General features: G+C 33.7%; 18 protein-coding genes and 8 tRNA genes. 9 read left to right on the top strand and 17 right to left on the bottom strand.

Annotated features, from left to right (window positions below; translation table 11 throughout):
* Positions 1–10: 10 nt before the first annotated feature.
* Positions 11–649, top strand: coding sequence for a hypothetical protein (locus A4G25_RS00540; protein ID WP_047131959.1), 639 nt, complete (start codon positions 11–13; stop codon positions 647–649).
* A gap of 121 nt (positions 650–770) precedes the next feature.
* On the opposite strand, the gene A4G25_RS00535 is transcribed toward A4G25_RS00540, so the two are convergent.
* The 11 genes from A4G25_RS00535 to A4G25_RS00480 all read right to left on the bottom strand — a co-directional run bounded on the left by A4G25_RS00535 (position 771) and on the right by A4G25_RS00480 (position 4,328).
* A tRNA-Ser gene (locus tag A4G25_RS00535) sits at positions 771–859 on the bottom strand.
* A gap of 62 nt (positions 860–921) precedes the next feature.
* Positions 922–993 (bottom strand) — tRNA-Glu (locus A4G25_RS00530).
* 1 nt (position 994) lies between these two features.
* Positions 995–1,069 (bottom strand) — tRNA-Asn (locus A4G25_RS00525).
* A 10-nt stretch (positions 1,070–1,079) separates the two neighbouring features.
* A tRNA-Gly gene (locus A4G25_RS00520) sits at positions 1,080–1,153 on the bottom strand.
* Positions 1,154–1,164: 11 nt separating this feature from the next.
* Positions 1,165–1,240: transfer RNA gene (locus A4G25_RS00515), tRNA-His, on the bottom strand.
* Positions 1,241–1,259: 19 nt separating this feature from the next.
* Positions 1,260–1,332, bottom strand: a tRNA-Phe gene (locus A4G25_RS00510).
* Positions 1,333–1,344: 12 nt separating this feature from the next.
* A tRNA-Asp gene (locus tag A4G25_RS00505) sits at positions 1,345–1,420 on the bottom strand.
* A gap of 16 nt (positions 1,421–1,436) precedes the next feature.
* Positions 1,437–1,510, bottom strand: a tRNA-Met gene (locus A4G25_RS00500).
* A gap of 397 nt (positions 1,511–1,907) precedes the next feature.
* On the bottom strand, positions 1,908–2,531 hold the full coding sequence (locus A4G25_RS00490; protein WP_047132998.1) for a class I SAM-dependent methyltransferase: 624 nt from the start codon (positions 2,529–2,531) through the stop codon (positions 1,908–1,910).
* 170 nt (positions 2,532–2,701) lie between these two features.
* Entirely contained in the window at positions 2,702–3,238 is a 537-nt protein-coding gene (locus A4G25_RS00485; protein WP_047132997.1) for a transcription repressor NadR, read from the bottom strand.
* Positions 3,225–4,328 (bottom strand): cysteine desulfurase family protein, encoded by a 1,104-nt coding sequence (locus A4G25_RS00480; protein WP_047132996.1) that lies wholly within the window; start codon positions 4,326–4,328, stop codon positions 3,225–3,227. The genes A4G25_RS00485 and A4G25_RS00480 overlap by 14 nt, the downstream gene beginning before the upstream one ends.
* 101 nt (positions 4,329–4,429) lie before the next feature.
* On the opposite strand from A4G25_RS00480, the gene A4G25_RS00475 reads away from it, so the two are divergent.
* Genes A4G25_RS00475 through nadA form a run of 3 tightly spaced genes read left to right on the top strand, consistent with a single transcriptional unit; the run spans position 4,430 to position 7,888 of the window.
* Positions 4,430–6,004, top strand: a complete 1,575-nt coding sequence (locus tag A4G25_RS00475; protein WP_047132995.1) for an L-aspartate oxidase — start codon at positions 4,430–4,432, stop codon at positions 6,002–6,004.
* The gene (gene nadC, locus A4G25_RS00470) at positions 5,955–6,788 is read left to right on the top strand and encodes a carboxylating nicotinate-nucleotide diphosphorylase (RefSeq protein ID WP_047132994.1); all 834 of its coding nucleotides are present in this window, start codon (positions 5,955–5,957) and stop codon (positions 6,786–6,788) included. The genes A4G25_RS00475 and nadC overlap by 50 nt, the downstream gene beginning before the upstream one ends.
* Complete coding sequence (gene nadA, locus A4G25_RS00465) at positions 6,788–7,888, top strand: quinolinate synthase NadA (RefSeq protein ID WP_047132993.1); 1,101 nt, start codon at positions 6,788–6,790, stop codon at positions 7,886–7,888. Before nadC ends, nadA begins: the two co-directional genes overlap by 1 nt.
* A 56-nt stretch (positions 7,889–7,944) precedes the next feature.
* Here the strand turns inward: nadA and A4G25_RS00460 are convergent, their stop codons facing one another.
* The 4 genes from A4G25_RS00460 to hemE all read right to left on the bottom strand — a co-directional run bounded on the left by A4G25_RS00460 (position 7,945) and on the right by hemE (position 12,166).
* A complete protein-coding gene (locus A4G25_RS00460; RefSeq protein WP_047132992.1) occupies positions 7,945–8,502 on the bottom strand; it encodes an RBBP9/YdeN family alpha/beta hydrolase in 558 nt (185 codons plus the stop codon).
* A 219-nt stretch (positions 8,503–8,721) separates the two neighbouring features.
* Positions 8,722–10,122 carry a protoporphyrinogen oxidase gene (hemY, locus tag A4G25_RS00455; protein ID WP_047132991.1) on the bottom strand — a complete coding sequence of 467 codons (1,401 nt, stop codon included), beginning with the start codon at positions 10,120–10,122 and terminating at the stop codon, positions 8,722–8,724.
* Positions 10,115–11,071, bottom strand: coding sequence for a ferrochelatase (gene hemH / locus A4G25_RS00450; protein ID WP_047132990.1), 957 nt, complete (start codon positions 11,069–11,071; stop codon positions 10,115–10,117). The genes hemY and hemH overlap by 8 nt, the downstream gene beginning before the upstream one ends.
* A gap of 30 nt (positions 11,072–11,101) precedes the next feature.
* Entirely contained in the window at positions 11,102–12,166 is a 1,065-nt protein-coding gene (gene hemE, locus A4G25_RS00445; protein WP_103163163.1) for a uroporphyrinogen decarboxylase, read from the bottom strand.
* A gap of 282 nt (positions 12,167–12,448) precedes the next feature.
* On the opposite strand from hemE, the gene A4G25_RS00440 reads away from it, so the two are divergent.
* The gene (locus A4G25_RS00440) at positions 12,449–12,952 is read left to right on the top strand and encodes a hypothetical protein (RefSeq protein WP_047132988.1); all 504 of its coding nucleotides are present in this window, start codon (positions 12,449–12,451) and stop codon (positions 12,950–12,952) included.
* Positions 12,953–13,013: 61 nt separating this feature from the next.
* On the opposite strand, the gene ecsB is transcribed toward A4G25_RS00440, so the two are convergent.
* Together ecsB and ecsA are read right to left on the bottom strand one after the other, a co-directional pair.
* Positions 13,014–14,240, bottom strand: coding sequence for an ABC transporter permease EcsB (gene ecsB, locus A4G25_RS00435; RefSeq protein WP_047132987.1), 1,227 nt, complete (start codon positions 14,238–14,240; stop codon positions 13,014–13,016).
* Positions 14,237–14,974, bottom strand: a complete 738-nt coding sequence (gene ecsA / locus A4G25_RS00430) for an ABC transporter ATP-binding protein EcsA (protein ID WP_047132986.1) — start codon at positions 14,972–14,974, stop codon at positions 14,237–14,239. The genes ecsB and ecsA overlap by 4 nt, the downstream gene beginning before the upstream one ends.
* A 136-nt stretch (positions 14,975–15,110) precedes the next feature.
* On the opposite strand from ecsA, the gene A4G25_RS00425 reads away from it, so the two are divergent.
* The 4 genes from A4G25_RS00425 to prsA all read left to right on the top strand — a co-directional run bounded on the left by A4G25_RS00425 (position 15,111) and on the right by prsA (position 18,083).
* Entirely contained in the window at positions 15,111–15,536 is a 426-nt protein-coding gene (locus A4G25_RS00425) for an HIT family protein (protein ID WP_047132985.1), read from the top strand.
* Positions 15,537–15,605: 69 nt separating this feature from the next.
* Positions 15,606–16,082 carry a hypothetical protein gene (locus tag A4G25_RS00420; RefSeq protein WP_047132984.1) on the top strand — a complete coding sequence of 159 codons (477 nt, stop codon included), beginning with the start codon at positions 15,606–15,608 and terminating at the stop codon, positions 16,080–16,082.
* A 228-nt stretch (positions 16,083–16,310) separates the two neighbouring features.
* Positions 16,311–16,877: a DUF3267 domain-containing protein gene (locus A4G25_RS00415; RefSeq protein WP_047132983.1), complete on the top strand. Its 567-nt coding sequence runs from the start codon at positions 16,311–16,313 to the stop codon at positions 16,875–16,877.
* A 213-nt stretch (positions 16,878–17,090) separates the two neighbouring features.
* The gene (prsA, locus tag A4G25_RS00410; RefSeq protein WP_047132982.1) at positions 17,091–18,083 is read left to right on the top strand and encodes a peptidylprolyl isomerase PrsA; all 993 of its coding nucleotides are present in this window, start codon (positions 17,091–17,093) and stop codon (positions 18,081–18,083) included.
* The last annotated feature ends 22 nt before the right edge of the window (positions 18,084–18,105 follow it).

Below are 18,105 nucleotides of genomic sequence, written 5' to 3'. Positions count from 1 at the left end.
AGGAAAAATCATGAAAAAGCTTATATGGTTGTTTTTAGTTAGTCTCATTGTGTTAGCTGGTTGCGGAGAAAAAGGAAAAGAACATAGTCAAGAAAATAAGAAACCGGAAATTAAAAAATACAGTTACCATCCTATCGGTACTGAAGAAGAAGTTAAAGATAAAGCTGCTAAAGTCAGAGACGAAAAACGAAACGGAAAATTTGATTCTAGTAAATATTATGATGATTATGAGTATGGTCAAATTTTTCAAAGGGAGGCACAACCTCTTACGGATACCAATTCTAGGGTTCATCAAATGGTCAATAATTTGAAGCAAAATGATGACCGTATTGATGAGGCTGATACTAAAGAAGTGAAATCAGAAATAGATCCAGCATTGAAAGAATTAAAGCAAGCAATGGATGATAGAAAAAATAGAGGTAAAGAAGTTCCTCCGCAATTTAAAGATATGGATGAAAATTACTTTAAATCCGTTGAAATTTTTTATAGCTCTTTCAAAGACCTTGAAAATGTTATCGAGCATAAAAAGCAATATTCTAAAAATGAATTAATCGAACAATCCGATGTCTTTAAACATAATATGGAAGTTTCAGAAAAATATTTTAGACACACAACTAAATTAATTGAAGCTGCTAGTCAATCGTATTAGTTAATGAACGCTTATTAGTATCCAAGTAAAACTGCTGATGAAAGCGAGCAGTTTTTTAGATATGACAAAAAAGCACCATTGTATTCACCGAAAATAGTGAAAACAACAGTGCTCAAAATAGCGGAAGGTGAGGGATTCGAACCCTCGAGACGCTTGTGGCGCCTACACACTTTCCAGGCGTGCTCCTTCGGCCAGCTCGGACAACCTTCCATTAATTAAAATTATATGTAATTAAATAAAAAATCAGAAACGATACTTCGTTTCTGATTGAATGACTCCTACGGGACTCGAACCCGTGTTACCGCCGTGAAAGGGCGGTGTCTTAACCGCTTGACCAAGGAGCCGTGGCTCCACAGGTAGGACTCGAACCTACGACCGATCGGTTAACAGCCGATAGCTCTACCACTGAGCTACTGTGGATTAATTAAAATGGAGCGGGTGATGGGAATCGAACCCACAACATCAGCTTGGAAGGCTGAGGTTTTGCCATTAAACTACACCCGCATTAACGATTATGGGGCGGCTGATGGGAATCGAACCCACGAATGTCGGAACCACAATCCGATGTGTTAACCACTTCACCACAACCGCCAGACAAAGTTTAAAAGAATGGTTCAGGACAGAGTCGAACTGCCGACACATGGAGCTTCAATCCATTGCTCTACCAACTGAGCTACTGAACCTTATATTTAAAATGGCGGTCTCGACGGGAATCGAACCCGCGATCTCCTGCGTGACAGGCAGGCGTGTTAACCGCTACACTACGAGACCAAAGTAAAACTATGTATTGCGGGAGGCGGATTTGAACCACCGACCTTCGGGTTATGAGCCCGACGAGCTACCGAACTGCTCCATCCCGCGGTAATATTATTAGTAATTTGTACTACTTTATTAGTATATCATGTATTGTTAAGTAATGTCAAATCTTTTTTAACAAAATATGAATTTTATTTTTAAAACTTAAATCTTGTTTCGTATTTGTAATCTCTTTTTTCAAGACAATAACTAGTATATTAACTTTTATCCCTCGAGTCAACCACATTCCAACATAAATAAGTGTAATAAATATATAATTACTATAAATTTTTATTTTTAGTGAGCAATTGGCTATTTTTTCCCGCTTTTTTATCATTTAATCCTTAACTTTCCGTTTAAATTTCTTATATTTTTAAGTTAATCTCCCCTATTTCATAATTAAAAAAAGATCGAAATAAGCATTTATATCTTTATTCCGACCTTTCTATTGCTGCTCTATTATTTATTTTGAAATAGTAGCTAACCATGCAAATTTATTTTTTTGTACAATATCAAGATTTAAATCTTGATCATCTACAATTTGTTTTAAATCCTCAATGTAAGTGTAGTATTCAGTTTGTAAATCTTCAGTTAAGTTAAAGAATTCTTGGTTGTTATAATATTTAATTAAATCTTGCTTGTATTTTTCACTTTCAAACATGGTATCTAAAATTAATAATTTTCCATCTTCTTTTAATGATTTCATCATCGTTTTAATCGCATCATATTTTTCTTCTGGTTTTACATGATGGAACGCAAACGAAGTGACAATATAATCGAATGGTTGATCAAATGGTATATCAAAGAAATGACCATATTGTACGTCCAAATTTTTAGTTTCATTCGCAATTGCTCTCATATCATCAGATGGATCTATAGCTGATACCTCTCTGCCTTTATCTTTTAACATCAATGTTAAATTACCAGTACCAGCACCTATTTCAAGCACTCTGCCTTCAGCTGTACTTGCAAGTTCATTCAACATTTCAGAATAGTTGATAAACACGTCTCTATATTCTTCGTTTTCCCCGTTAACAGTGGCATCATATTCCGGTGCCCACTTTTTAAAAATTTCCATAAATTCCATTTCCCGATAACACCTCAATTCCGAGTATTTCGATATATATTATAGCTCATAAGTATTTCAAAAACAAAACAAATTATCTACAATATAAAAGTTTAAATACTCTGAATTTAAATGCAATTCAAATATATTTATAAAATAAAAGCGCCAACACAATGCTGACGCTTTACAAATTACTCTATTATTTCTTCAGTATTAGCAATAAATCCTTGTTCATCCAAATCTGCAATTGCATTTTCTAAAATTTTTTCAGTATCTGCTGAAATCATATGCAGATGAAAACCATCTGTCAATTTTGCCAACATCGTACCTTTAAACTTTGTCATCTCTTCAATAAATGTATTTATATCCTCATGTGTTTCAATCATTAATTCAGCACGTATATTACCATATACCGGATGCTCTACAGATACATCATCCACCATTGCACCATTATCCACAACAATAGCCAGTTCTTTTTTCATTTCCTCAAAATCGTGCTGACACATAATTAAGCGTTTATGCTTTTTTCCTTGAGGCTCAATATCTAAAAAGTAACCTTTGCTAGTAGAATTTATCGCGTAATCTTTTGTTTTTAAGTGCGAGATATCTTTCACAATTATTTGTCGAGAAACACCAAATCTTTTGCTTAATTCCGAGCCTTTAATCGGCTCGTTTGTCAGCTTTAACAGTTCTACAATTTCCTCTCTTCTTTCATCAGCTTGGCTCATCCAAGGCCACCTCTTTTAATATATTCTCTAATTGATCAAAACATTGTTCTAATTCATTTATTGTCGTATTTTTAGACAATGAAACTCTAACATATTGATCAGCTTCATGACTTGTAGTTTCAATTTTTTTTAATAATCCATCACTTAATAATAAACCATGACCACATGCTGTTCCAGTAGAAATGCATATATTTCGGCTTGATAGTGTCTGCATTACATATTGACCTTCGTATAAAGGCGTCAACATTCCTAAAATATGCGGCGCATGCAAATCATATTCTAAAATTGTAAAACCTAATCTTTTTGCACGCTTTAAAGCATACTGATATAAGTTTAATAAATGTTCATATTGAGGGTTCAAAGATAAAGCTTTTGTCATCGCTAAAATACTAGGTACATCTAATGTCCCATTTCTAGTACCTTCTTCATGAAAATAATGAATGTTGATGGGTCTTACAGATTTATGTTCAATAAGCAAAACACCGCTTCCCTTTGTTCCATTGAACTTATGACCAGAAAATGTATAAGACGTAAACTTTTCAATATCAATATCTGATATTTTATGAACAGCTTGAACACCATCCACATGAATAGGTATATTTTGTGTTTCCCCTATCATTGCAATTTCATTTACTGGCAATTTATATCCCGTTTCTGAACTAACATGCTGTGCAATTAACAATACCGTTTCATCTGTTATTAAAGACTTCAATCCTTGCAAGTCAATTTCTCCGTTTTTACTTAGTGACATTTCAACTATTTCAAATTGTTTACGAAATGGTTCTAAGGCTGCAGCAATGGACGGATGTTCATATGGTGAGACAATAACGCGTCCTTCTGGTGCTTGCTGTAAATAAGTACTGATTGCAATTTGATTCGCATGAGAACCACTTGTCGTAAAAATAACTTCTTTTTTAGTATTAAAATGTTCTTGAATGAATTTTCTGCTGGAATTTAAAGCTTCGCGTACCATCTCTCCGCCTGCATGTAAACTCTCACTATTATAAAACAACGCTTGTTGCGCTTCTTGATAGATATCCAAGACTTCTTTTGATGGTTGTGTTGTTGATGCATTATCTAAATAAATCATACCGCTTCCCCCACTTGCATTTATCTTGATTATATGACAAAATCATTGCATACATTCATGTTAACATATTTGTATATATTATTGTAAATAGAGGTGTAAACATGACACGGGTTATAATCGTTGGAAGTGGTATTGCTGCACTTTCATTCATTCGTCACATTAAGCACGAAATTGAAGTCATTTGTATAACTAAAGATCAACTCTCAAAAAACAACAGTAATTTTGCACAAGGCGGAATCTGTTTTTCAATGCATGAAAATGATGAAGGTCTAGCACATAGTCTAGATACATATGAAGCGGGTGCGAAAATGGGAGATCTAAGCGTCATTCAAAAAGTCATCGCTAAAAGCTATCCGTTAATTCAGCAATTAATAGATGAAGGCCTTGCTTTTGATACTAACACAGCAAATAAAGAATTAGATTATGCGATGGAAGGTGCCCATTCTAAGGCAAGAATATTACATTCTGGTGGTGACCAAACTGGTAAATTCATTGCTAAACATATGGTCGCACACTTGTCTCACCCTAACGTAACAATTATCGAAGATACTGAAGTCATAGATTTATTGAAAAATACTGAAAATGAAGTTTGTGGTGTTTTAGCCCTTGGAAATCAAAATGAATTTCATACTATTGAAGGAGATGCAGTCATTTTAGCAACAGGTGGAATTAACAACGTATTTCCGACGCATTCTAACATCCCAGATACTTTAACATCAGGTCCAATCATAGCTTTACATCATAACTTAACGTTAGAAAGTATGGAAATGATTCAATTTCATCCTACTTTATTAGGCAAGCCATATGAAGCATATAGCTTAGTTTCTGAAGCAGTACGTGGTTCAGGTGCAGTTTTAGTTAATGAAACAGGTTTCCGGTTTATGGATTCAATACATCCAATGAAAAGTTTAGCACCAAGAGATATTACCAGCCGTGCTTTATATCATCAACAAATGCAAGGGCATGAATGTTTTTTAGACATTAGTCGAATTCCTAACTTTGAAACAAGATTTCCTACTATTTATGCAGCTGTTCAAAAGCATTACCCAGGTGCGATGAAAGAACACCGTATTCCGGTTACACCTGGAGCGCATTACACTGTGGGCGGTATTCAAAGCGAAATAAACGGCAAAACAAATTTGAATAATGTTTATGTAATTGGTGAAGCAGCTTGTACAAACTTTCATGGAGCAAACCGTTTAGCGAGCAACTCTTTACTAGAAGGTCTGGTTATGGGAGCAATGTGTGCTGACAAAGTGAATAAAACTATTACACCTATAGATTCCTCTCACTTTCACGCAGGCGTTAAAATACCAGATATTTCTGAAGAAACGATTCATCAAATACAACAGCAAAGCTTTGAAATATTAGGTGTCGAAAGAAACGGTCAACAAATGAAAGACTATGCTGAAACAATTCAACATGCACTTTTAAGCTGTCCTTTGACCGAGAAAGTAACAAAATCCAATTGGCAACGCTATTGTGTTGCTAAAACACTTCAAATAATTTGTGAATCTGCGCTTGCACGCGAAGAATCAAGAGGCGTTCATTATAGAATAGATTTTCCAATACAAAATTCAAATTGGCAAAATTTAAAGGTAGAACTGAATTCAGGAGGCAATGAAAATGTTAAATCCATTACTCGTCAAAGAGAAAATCACTCAATTTTACATTGAGGATAACCAATATGGAGACTTGGCAACACACATCTTTGATCAGACACAAGAAGGTACACTTACATTAAAATCAAAAGATGAAGGTATTTTTTGTGGTGAAGTGATTATAAAAGAAGCATTTCCCCTACTCGATTCAAATGTTGTGATTAATCTTAAAGTAAAAGATGGAGAAGCTGTATATCCTAGTGATATTATCGCTGAAATTAAAGGTCCAGTATATGTATTATTAACGATGGAACGTATTGTATTGAACTTGATACAACGCATGTCAGGCATCGCAACGCAAACAAAACAGATAGTAGATAAAATCACCCATACCTCAACGAATATTGTAGATACGAGAAAAACAACACCAGGTTTGGGTATTTTTGAAAAATATGCAGTGACAGTCGGCGGCGGCTTAAATCACAGACGTTCTTTAAATGATGGCTTGATGTTAAAAGACAATCATATTGCTTTTAGCAAATCTATGGAAACTGCTATTGCCAATGCCAAAAAAGTAATTGGGCCAATGGATAAAATTGAAGTTGAAATAGAAAATGAAGAAATGCTGAAAACAGCTATTGATAAACACGTAGATATTATTATGTTCGATAATCAAAAACCAGAATGGATAGCTGAACATTTAAAATTAGTACCTGATACGATTCAAACAGAAGCATCTGGTAATATTAATGCTTCTAACGTTGTAGCATATGCTGAAACTGGTGTCGATTACATTTCAATGGGTTCTCTATTTTACGCGCAAAGTGCGCTCGATATTTCTGCAAAGGTTGTGATCTGATGTTTAACCCAATATTATCTGTATCAAAATCAATCCCTGAAAAGTATTTACAAATGTCACAAGAAGAATTAGAAAATCACATTCAAGCAATTAAAGACAAACTAGGCAATCGTTTATTTATGCCAACACACCATTATCAAAAAAATGAAGTTGTTCAGTTTGCAGACATTACTGGAGATTCTTTAGAATTAGCAAGAATCTGCAAAGAAAATACTGAAGCAGAATACTTTGTATTCAATGGCGTTCATTTTATGGCAGAAACTGCAGATATCTTAACTGATGACAGCCAAGATATTTATTTACCGGATTTATCTGCAGGCTGTTCTATGGCTGATATGGCAAATATTACACAAGCCTTACATGGTTACGATGTACTTACTGAAAAGTTTCATTTAGATATATTACCTTTAACGTATGTCAATTCAACAGCAGCGATTAAGAAGTTTGTTAGAGAGCATGGCGGTTCGTGTGTAACTAGTGGTAATGCTAAATCAGTTGTAGATTGGGCCTTAAATCAAGGTAAAGTCATTTTATTCTTACCTGATCAGCACTTAGGACGTAATACTGCCTACGATTTAGGTATTCCTTTAGAACAAATGGCAGTATGGGATCCGATTGCGAAAGAGTTAATTTACGAAGGCGATTTAGAAGATTTACGTATTGTGCTATGGAAAGGTCATTGTTCTGTGCATGAAAAGTTCCACAAAGCGCACATTGATATGGCACGTGAACGCGACCCTGAAATTAACGTTATTGTTCACCCCGAATGTGAATTTGAAGTTGTTCAAGCTGCAGATTATGCAGGTTCTACACGTTATATTATAGAAACAATTAAAAATGCACCAAAAGGTTCACGTTGGTTAATAGGAACAGAGATGAATTTAGTAAATCGATTAAAAGAAACTTATACTGATATCACAATTGATTCTCTTAACCCACTTATGTGTTCATGTTTAACAATGAACCGTATCGACTTACCACATCTTGCATGGTGTTTAGATAAAATATTAGACGGCAACAAAGACAATATCATTAAAGTTGATGCAGAGACAGCTAAATATGCTGAAGAAAGCCTAGACCGTATGTTAAGTATCACTTAATAACAACATTTTAATCCGTAAAAAAGAGACATGCCTGAACAGGCGTGTCTCTTTAATTATCTAGACATTTTTTTCATCATATTATTTTTCAAAGCTAAAAATGTATCATAACCATTATCAGTAGTAAAATGGCCGCCCTTTTTAATCACACGACTTTTACCACCTAATTTATCAATCAACGCCTCAGTATCTTTATATGGCACGTAAGGATCGTCTGTAGAACATAAGCCATAAAAATAATCAATTCGTTCTCTCAAACCTTCATAGTCTAGAGTAACATTTTCCACTTGAAGATCTTTATCAATGTCTTTTGCTTCAGGACCGAAACCAGCAATGCTGAAAAAGCCCTCAATTCTATATTCATTATGAATATCAAGATATTTCAACCCTGCTAATGTACCGAATCCATGAGTTACAAAATAAGTATCATGCTTCTCGATTTTAATTTGTTCATTTAGTTGTTCCAACCATTCATCGATATTAACAGGCGTTGAATGTTCAACATCACAAATGTCCATATCATAGCCTTCTAATCTTAAAGATTGTTCTAACCATTCGTACCAATTAGAATGTGAATTGGCACCTTGACTATGAATCAAAATAATTTTCGTCATAACCCTCACCCTCACTCAATAGAAAAAGACCTGAAATATAAGGTTCATCTTGTTGCATCTCTACAAAGAACCTGTCTTCAGGTCATTTCTTTTATTGTCATTTGTTTTGTTATAAGATGTTATATTTATTACACAATTGTTTTTCTAATAAAAATAGATTAATCTCATAACTTCCAAAGGTCAATACCATTATTAAAATATTCACAGATTGTATTTATTTCACTTCACAACCGCAGCTAATTCTTCGATTGCATCTTTACCTTGTTGAATACAATCGGGCAAACCAACCGCTTCAAACCCTGCTCCTGTAATTCTCAGATGTGGATAATTTTGACGGATATGTGTTTGAATGTCACGGACATGCTGAATATGACCTACATGGTATTGCGGCATACTTTTAGGCAATCTATTTACTATTGTAAACTCTGGATTCCCTTTAATAGTCATCATTTGACTCAAATCTTTTCTCACTGTTGAAACGATTTGTTCATCATTCATTTCTTCTAAAATATGATCACCAGGCTTACCTACATAAGCACGCAATAATACTTTGCCTTTTGGTGTCGTAAACGGCCATTTTTTACTTGTCCATGTACATGCAGTGATACGTGTATCAGACGTTCTAGCTATCACAAAACCTGTACCATCATATGTGTTTTCAACATCTTTTTCATCAAACGCCAATACTACCGTTGCAACTGAAGTACTGTCCATTGCTTTAAAATAATCAAAAGCCGGATCTTCACTGAACCATTGCATAAATGTTTGATGCGGTACTGTTACTAATACACCGTCATAAAAATGCTTTTCACCGTCGAAAACAATATCATAACCACGTTGTGAGCCGATAATATCTTCTACTTTAGTATTATATATTACTTCAGTGTCTTGTTTTTTTACAGCTTGCTCTAGCGCTTCAATAAATGAACTTAAACCATGTCTGAATTGTTTAAATTGACCTTTAGGCGCACCAGGATAGAGTTTTTTCTGACTTTGACGCACTTGTTTTTCATGACGCATGCCTTTAATTAAGCTGTTGTACTGCTCTTCTCGTTCTTTGAAATTCGGAAAAGTACTCATTAAACTCAAATCATCAATATTTGTGCCATAAATACCACCCATAAGCGGTTCAATTAAATTTTCCAGTACTTCATCACCAAGTCGTTCTCTGAAAAAGTGACCTACAGAAATATCACCATTCTGCATTTCTACTGGTTTTTTAAATAAATCCATTGCTGCACGAATTTTACCTTTAACAGAAATCAATTTTGTACTGATAAAAGGTTTAACATCAGTAGGAATACCCATAATTGAGCCGCCAGGAATAGGATACAAGTGATTGTTTGCATAAATATAAGATTGGCCTGTTTGATTCGTAATTAAATCGTCGCCTAATCCGATTTCTTCAGCCAATTCAGTCATAATTTTTTTTCTGCCCAAATATGATTCAGGACCTAATTCGATTGTATAGCCTTCTTTGCGGTAAGTTTGAATTTTACCACCGGCACGGTTAGTTGCTTCTATGACCTCAACATCAAATTGCGGATATTCTTTTTTTAAATAATACGCCGCTGACAATCCTGTAATACCTGCACCGATAATTGCAATCTTCTTAGTCATGTTGACCCACTTCTTTCACTGAAAAAACTGAATAAACTTCATCAGCCATAGCACCGATAAATAAAGGATCGGTATTTGGCATAGGCGGACGATGATACGCTGCACCAATTTCATCACAAACCACTTTACATTCATGGTCGTTATCATACAGTACTTCCAAATGATTGCATACGAATCCGACTGGTGTATAAATAAAGTGCTTGTAACCATGTTCTTGATACAAACTGCGCGTTAAATCTTGTACATCAGGTCCTAACCATGGAGTACCCGTATTACCTTCTGATTGCCAACCTTGTGCTGCATGTTTAACATTCGATAGTTCTTCAAGTAAATTTTTAGTGTCTGTTAATTGTTGAGGATAAGGATCATGTGATTCCATAATCATTTTTTCAGGCAAACTATGCGCTGATACAACAAGAACTGTTTCATCTTGCTCTTCTTCTGGAATATCAGATAATGTTTGATTGATTTGTCTTACCCAATATTGAATAAATTTAGGCTGTTGGTAAAAGCTTTTAACATGCATTAAGCGAATGCCGTATTTTTCTGCTTCTTTATCTGCTCTTTTATCATACGAACCAACTGAGAAGTTAGAAAAATGAGGTGCAAGCACAATGGATACTGCCTCTTCAATACCATCTTCATTCATTTGTTTTAACGCATCTTCAATGTATGGATTGATATGTTTTAAACCGATATATAATTTGAACTCTATGTCTTTGTCTTTATACATTAAATTCAAATTATCTTTTAATGCTTCTGCTTGCTCATCTGTAATTTTTGCAAGTGGAGAGATACCACCGATAAATTTATAACGATCTTTTAAATCTTGCACTTCTTCTGGTGAAGGTTTTTTGCCGTGACGTATATCTGTATAGTACGCCTCTATATCACTTTCTTTATATGGCGTTCCATAAGCCATCACTAATAGACCAACTGTTTTAGCCATTTTAAACCCTTCCTTTACCAATCATTTTTCTTACTTTCTTTTTGTATAATCGTGAACATATGCTGTAATTTGTTTCAATGTATCCGGTTTTACTTCTGGGAATACGCCGTGTCCTAAATTAAAGATATGCTTTCCATGCTGCATACCTTCATCTAATATTTTATCTAATCTTGGTTGTATTACATCCCATGGTGCCAGTAATAATGAAGGATCTAAGTTTCCTTGAATCGTCTTCTCAACTCCAGAATTTGATGTTTCTTTAATTGTTGTACGCCAATCAATACCTAAAACATCAATCGGTAAGCTGTTCCACTCTTCAATAAGATGCGTTGCATTCACACCGAATAATATAATCGGTACATCATGCTGTGCTTTAATACCTTTAATCAAACGTTCCATTGAAGGTTTAATGTAATAATTGAAATCAGCTGCATTTAAAGCACCAATCCAAGAATCGAAGATTTGAATCAGCTCTGCACCTGCTTCAATTTGAGCACTTGCATAAGTAATTGACATATCCACTAAATGATCCATTAAAGCAAACCAAGTTGCCTCATCTCTATACATCATTGCTTTTGTGAAATGATAATTTTTAGATGGTCCGCCTTCTATCATGTAACTTGCTAACGTAAAGGGCGCACCTACAAATCCAATTAATGGCACATTCAACTTTTCTTCTGTCAAAAGTTTGATGGTATCCAATACGTAAGGCACATCTCTTTTAGGGTCAATCTGACCTAACTTTTCAACATCTTGTACAGTCTTTATCGTATTACTGATTACAGGACCTATACCTGATTTAATTTCAACATCTACCCCAATTGGTTTTAGGGGTGTCATAATATCTTTATATAAAATAGCTGCATCAGTTTGATAGTTATCAACAGGCAAATGTGTAACATAGGCACATAACTCAGGTTGATGTGTAATTTCAAATAACGAATATTTCTCTTTTAAGGCACGGTATTCCGGCTGTGATCTTCCAGCTTGGCGCATGAACCACACGGGCGTATGCGCAACCTCTTCTCCCTTAATCATTTTTAAAATTGTATTATTTTTACTATGCACCTCAATGTCCTCCCACAATATAATCATTCTAATCTATCATAGCATATCACTAGATTATGCGTATTTTAAACCTTTTAAATGTCATAAAAATGACATAGTAAGATGACCTAACTTTTTAAATCCAACCTATATTATGACATACTTTAACTAGAGTCTCATTCAACATACTCATTAAATTTGTAGACTATTCTTTGTGTTTTAATACCACTTATTTGATTTATTAAGATATAATAAAATCACTAGCACAATTATATAGCTAGCAAATCGTATTATTACATCGTATAATTAAGAGAAAAGGGGGAATTTACCATGAAATTTTATGCCTCATATGGTACTTTCGGATACCTCAACCAAATCAGACTTAACAACCCAGACCACCACTTATATTTATATTCAGCAAATGATACATCATTAATTTTTGAAGAAACAGATATGCCGAGCGCGCTTAAAGAACCGCTTACTTATGACGTTCTTTCATCTGTTAATGAATTAGAAGAAGATGGTTTCTTCGCAGTAGTATTTATCCCTACAGCAGAAGACCATTCATATCAATTAGAAAAACGATTAATGGGATTGACATTAGATTTTGATAAGTTCCCAGGCTTTAAATGTTATCGTTTCTTAAAACCGGATAAAGGAACTACTTACAAAATTTATTTCGGTTTTTCAGAGCGTCAAGCTTATGAAGATTTCAAAGCGTCTTCTATTTATCAAGAAAACTTCTCAAAATCTGCATTATCTCAATTCTTCGGTTCTAGTGGACAACATTCAAGTTACTTTGAACGTTACCTCTACCCCGTTGATGATAAGTAATGATGTAAGTAAATAAAAACAACGCCAATTAACTTATTGTTAATTTGGCGTTGTTTTTATTTTAGTCGCGTAATAATGTTTCTTGATATTTAAGTTTCTTCACAATATTTCTGATTGTTAACCAGCCTACAATAAAGAACACGAGTGCTGCATAAAATTGTGCAGGGAATAAAATTACGTATGTGATTGCTAATATTATCCCTATTGCAAACATGATATGGTATAAAAATTGACCGTATCCTTTTATTACATTCTCTTCTGGTACAGGCCAGACTTGCGGCCATAACCCGTAAGCTTGTTGAGTATAAAATTGTGCTGTCTGTAAGAGAATAATATACATAAACAATGCACCTACAATAAGCGAAATCCACATCTGCGATAACCATACCATCAATATCAATGCGATAATAACTAATCGTAAAATAATGTTGAATGCATCTTTGCCTCTTAAGAAACTGCGCTTAAACAAGAACAAATACATTTGATTAGCATTGTAATTTTTAGCACTTGGTCTAGGTAATATAAAGTCTAAGTAACGTCTGCGTACTGCTTGAGAACGCAGATGCTTTACATCAGTAAACATATTGACGAATTTGTAGTAATTCATATGATGCTGTGCTTCAATCGCAATCAGTGTTTCCCAAGCAAACAATTTTTTCTGATTTGAACGTTTCAGTCCAAATATACCTAACGCAAATACAACAAGCAATAAAACGCCCCACAATTGATGTAATCCTAAAATAAGTTCATAAGTTAATGTGAAGCAAACCCATTCTATCAAAAGAATAATCCATCCAGATAATCTTGCTTGTATCCATTCGAGTTTTGCATATAAACCAAGATACGGAAAAATGAGTGCGGTGATTGCAAATACAATATAATAAACAATATTATCGTGGTCTAATGTATTGAATAACGGAAATAAAATGACCAAGGCTGCAATCTGCATCATAATTCTGCCGAGATAACTATACATCAAGCTATATCTCATATAAATAGACATATGCTGTTCAAACGGTAATAAAAATAAACGGTCCGCTTCTTTTAATAATGTACGCAATGGAAATAAGGAAATTGCAGCAACTGCCATACTTGCTAAAAGTGCATAAGGTATACCTTCTGGAATATGTTTGAGCCAGTTGTTGTAACCCATCATGAATGCACCCAGTAAAATTAATAGGAATATTGAAAAATGGCCATTAAAAATAAACTTATTATAATACGCTTTTTCTTTACTGATTGCCTGACGTCTTTGATTAAATAACGCAATCGCACGATGATCTGTCATACTTGTTGACCACCTCGTGTGACGTGGATGTAAATATCATCTAATGTTTTTCCATGCAATCCAGTTTGTTCACGTAATTCCTCAAGGTTGCCAAATGCAACAATTTTTCCCTCGTCTAAGATAATAAAGCGATCACAGTAACGCTCAGCTGTAGCTAAAATGTGCGTACTCATTAAAACAGTTCTGCCTTCGTTTTTCTTTTCTACCATTAAATCTAACATGGACTGAATACCGAGCGGATCTAAACCTAAGAACGGTTCATCTATGATATAAAGTTCTGGATTAACAATAAATGCGCAGATAATCATTACTTTTTGCTTCATTCCTTTAGAAAAATGACTTGGAAAGATTTGAAGTTCATTTTCTAATCGGAATGTTTTGAGAAGCGGATTTGCTCGCTCCATTGCGGTATTTTTATCAATTCCATAAGCCATAGCGGTCATATCAATATGTTCTTGTAGCGTCAGCTCTTCATAAATAACTGGTGCTTCTGGAATATATGACAATTTATGTCGATATTCTTCAATGTTATCTTTAATATTTGTTCCTGAAATAGAGAGTTCACCAGAACTCGGTGTTAATAAACCAAGCATGTGCTTAATCGTAGTACTTTTTCCAGCTCCATTTAAACCTATGAGCCCTACTATCTCTCCATTTTTTAATTCGAAGTTAATATCTTTAATTACAGGCTTTTTACCATATCCGCCTGTCAGGTGTTCTACTTTTACAGTCATATTTGTAACCTCCAACTGTTTTTTATTGTACCAAAAAGTCTTTGAAAAAACCTAAAGTTTTACCCCTCTGCATGACTGTTGTTCCTATTGAATGCTATAATTAAAAATAAGTATAAAAATTAAGGAGTGAATTGTGATGTCAAAAACGATTTTCAGCAAAATCATTGATGGCGAAATTCCAAGTTTCAAAGTTTATGAAGATGAGTACGTTTATGCATTTTTAGATATTTCACAAGTTACAAAAGGTCATACTTTGCTTGTTCCAAAAAAACCATCACCTAATATTTTCGAAACAGACCCTGAAACAATGGAACATATTGGGGCAGCATTACCTAAAGTTGCGAATGCAATTAAAAAAGCATTTAATCCAGATGGTTTGAATATCATTCAAAATAATGGTGAATATGCAGATCAATCTGTTTTCCATTTACACTTCCACTTCTTACCAAGATACAAAGATGATATCGATGGTTTTGGTTATAAATGGATTACACACGAAGAAGAAATTGATGATGATAAAAAAGCTGAAATTGCCCAACAGATTCAAGCACAATTTGAATGATTAACCTTAAAAAGGGTATTATCAAACTATATCAATTTTGAACATCAAATTAATTAAGGAGAGTAACTTATGAGAGTAATACGCGTATTGGCCGGGTTAGCTGCTGGGACTGCTGCTGGACTTGCTGTCACTGCTTTTAATAAAAACGAGTCAAAAGTAAACCAAACTGAATTTGATAACAGTACTCGTGAATTAAAACAATCAACAAATAACCTTACTAATTATTTTAATCAAATCAAAGTCGAATCAAAACAAGTTAAAACAATTGTTGATGAAGTTAAAACTTTGATTAGTGATTTTATGAAAGATATTAAACCGAATATTAATCATATTCAAGAAAATATCGAAGACTTGCAAAAACGTGGAGAAGTTATTTCAGAAGTGATGCAAGAACCTACAAAAAGTCCATCTAAAAGAAATATAACACCATACAATCCTAAAACAACTGCTGTAGGATATGGTAAAAAAGATACAATTCATCATCAGCAGTCATCTGAAGCAAGCGAAGTTGGTTCAAAGGAAACTGACAAGGCTGAAACTAAATAGAACTACAATTAATTCGACCAAATTCAATATGCTTTTGGTCGAATTTTTTACTCTTATCCCCTGAAAACCCACTTCTTTATCCTCTTAATTTTAAACCTTTTAAACTTTTACATAAAATTACAAATTAAACTCTTGACTCTTTTCATTTAAAGATAGATAATACGTAAGTATGTTATAAGAACGGTAAATAAAAACCCTTTTTATATTACTTTGTGAGGAGGTATCGTTATGTTTTTATGTGCTCGCCGAATCGATATCAATACAAGATTCGGATTACCGCGTATTATTTTTATGGCGATTGTTACTACAATTATTACTTTTTTAATCAGTTATGAAATTATGATTTATTTTTCGGATAAACAAATAACAGACCAGCATTTTTTCTTATTTGTAATTGCAGCTTTATTACTTTATCCAGTTCATAAATTAATTCATTTAATCATCCTAGCACCTTATTATAAACACATTAAAAAGAAACGTTTATCCAAACGTGCTTGGATTCCAATTTATAATTTGTATATCAACAACCCGATTAATAAATATTATTTTTGCATTTGCCTTATCACTCCATTAGTTGTAATCACTGCAGCTTGTATATATTTTGGCCAAGCTTTTCCGGAATATGGACATTATTTCATGTTTCTGCTTGCCTTAAATGCCGGTTTCTCTGTAATGGATGTGATGTATTTGAAACTGATTTTGTTTTCAAATGAAGGTAAATATATTGAAGAACACTGTACTGGATTTAACATTTTAAATAAATACGATTATCCAACTGACAGACACTTCAATTAATCAATGCTAAGGATTCGACTTCGGTCGAATCCTTTTTATTTTTATACAATCCTATTTATAACACATATGAATAATCAATAAAATTAATCATTTAATAACATCACTACCCTTTATTTTTATAGTACTTTGGTCGTACTATGTATAAGATTAATTTGTATAAGGTTGATAATATGGTATATTAACATTGTTATATTTTAATAAAGGAGTTTAGAGATGAAATCATTTAAGAAGATTATGATTCCTGTAACAGCAAGCGCTGTGTTACTTGGCGCATGTGGAAATCATGCAACTGACTCAAAAGAAGATGTCTTAATCTCTTCTAAAGCCGGAGATGTAAAAGTCGAAGATGTTATGAAAAAAATTGGTAATGATCAAATAGCGAACAGCTCTTTTGAAATTTTACTTGGAAAATTATTAGAAAAGAAATACTCTGATAAAGTAGATACAAAAGATATCGATCAGCAAATAAAAGACGAACAAAAGCAATATGGCGGTAAAGATCAATTTGAAAGTGCCTTAAAACAACAAGGTATGTCGCTAAATGATTATAAAGAACAAAAGAAACTTCAAGCCTATCAAAAACAATTGTTGATGGATAAAGTGAAAGTTTCTGATAAAGAGTTAAAAGATGACACTAAAAAAGCTTCACACATCTTAATCAAAGTTAAAACTGATGATAAAGATAAAGAAGGCTTAAGTGATAAAGATGCGAAGAAAAAAGCAGAAGAAATCCATAAAGAAGTTGAAAAAAATCCAGATAAATTTGGTGAAATTGCCAAAAAAGAATCGATGGATAAAGCAAGCGCTAAGAAAGATGGCAGCTTAGGATATGTAATCAAAGGACAAATGGTTAAACCGTTTGATAAAGAGTTATTTAAATTGAAAGATGGACAAATTTCTGATGTAGTCAAAACAGATTACGGTTATCATATAATCAAAGCAGATAAACCAACTGATTTCTCTTCTGAACGCAGTAAATTGAAATCTCAAATTATCCAAAATAAAGTACAAAAAGATCCTCAAATCTTAGTAGATGCATACAAAGATCTATTGAAAGAATATAAAGTTGACTTTAAAGATAGAGATATTAAAAAAGCTGTTGATGACTCTATCTTAAACGCAGATAAACTAAAACAACAATCTCAAGGCGGCGCTGAAGGCAGCCCAAGTAGTGAAAGTTCTGGCGAAGGCATCTCAACACCTTAATAAATCTTGAAGATAAAAAATG

It is taken from the genome of Staphylococcus condimenti (assembly GCF_001618885.1).
GTDB lineage: Bacteria > Bacillota > Bacilli > Staphylococcales > Staphylococcaceae > Staphylococcus > Staphylococcus condimenti.
Note: the sequence above shows the minus strand (reverse complement) of the source record. Positions and strands in the feature narration are given on the sequence as shown.

What these genes read in the sequence shown, in the direction of transcription:
- A4G25_RS00420 (WP_047132984.1), top strand. Translation starts at nt 15,606, where the DNA reads ATGAGAGTAATACGCGTATTGGCCGGGTTAGCTGCTGGGACTGCTGCT.
- prsA (WP_047132982.1), top strand. Translation starts at nt 17,091, where the DNA reads ATGAAATCATTTAAGAAGATTATGATTCCTGTAACAGCAAGCGCTGTG.
- A4G25_RS00540 (WP_047131959.1), top strand. Translation starts at nt 11, where the DNA reads ATGAAAAAGCTTATATGGTTGTTTTTAGTTAGTCTCATTGTGTTAGCT.
- hemE (WP_103163163.1), bottom strand. Translation starts at nt 12,166, where the DNA reads ATGATTATATTGTGGGAGGACATTGAGGTGCATAGTAAAAATAATACA.
- A4G25_RS00460 (WP_047132992.1), bottom strand. Translation starts at nt 8,502, where the DNA reads ATGACGAAAATTATTTTGATTCATAGTCAAGGTGCCAATTCACATTCT.
- ecsB (WP_047132987.1), bottom strand. Translation starts at nt 14,240, where the DNA reads ATGACAGATCATCGTGCGATTGCGTTATTTAATCAAAGACGTCAGGCA.
- A4G25_RS00440 (WP_047132988.1), top strand. Translation starts at nt 12,449, where the DNA reads ATGAAATTTTATGCCTCATATGGTACTTTCGGATACCTCAACCAAATC.
- ecsA (WP_047132986.1), bottom strand. Translation starts at nt 14,974, where the DNA reads ATGACTGTAAAAGTAGAACACCTGACAGGCGGATATGGTAAAAAGCCT.
- hemY (WP_047132991.1), bottom strand. Translation starts at nt 10,122, where the DNA reads ATGACTAAGAAGATTGCAATTATCGGTGCAGGTATTACAGGATTGTCA.
- A4G25_RS00415 (WP_047132983.1), top strand. Translation starts at nt 16,311, where the DNA reads ATGTTTTTATGTGCTCGCCGAATCGATATCAATACAAGATTCGGATTA.
- A4G25_RS00425 (WP_047132985.1), top strand. Translation starts at nt 15,111, where the DNA reads ATGTCAAAAACGATTTTCAGCAAAATCATTGATGGCGAAATTCCAAGT.
- A4G25_RS00480 (WP_047132996.1), bottom strand. Translation starts at nt 4,328, where the DNA reads ATGATTTATTTAGATAATGCATCAACAACACAACCATCAAAAGAAGTC.
- A4G25_RS00490 (WP_047132998.1), bottom strand. Translation starts at nt 2,531, where the DNA reads ATGGAATTTATGGAAATTTTTAAAAAGTGGGCACCGGAATATGATGCC.
- nadA (WP_047132993.1), top strand. Translation starts at nt 6,788, where the DNA reads ATGTTTAACCCAATATTATCTGTATCAAAATCAATCCCTGAAAAGTAT.
- A4G25_RS00475 (WP_047132995.1), top strand. Translation starts at nt 4,430, where the DNA reads ATGACACGGGTTATAATCGTTGGAAGTGGTATTGCTGCACTTTCATTC.
- A4G25_RS00485 (WP_047132997.1), bottom strand. Translation starts at nt 3,238, where the DNA reads ATGAGCCAAGCTGATGAAAGAAGAGAGGAAATTGTAGAACTGTTAAAG.
- nadC (WP_047132994.1), top strand. Translation starts at nt 5,955, where the DNA reads ATGTTAAATCCATTACTCGTCAAAGAGAAAATCACTCAATTTTACATT.
- hemH (WP_047132990.1), bottom strand. Translation starts at nt 11,071, where the DNA reads ATGGCTAAAACAGTTGGTCTATTAGTGATGGCTTATGGAACGCCATAT.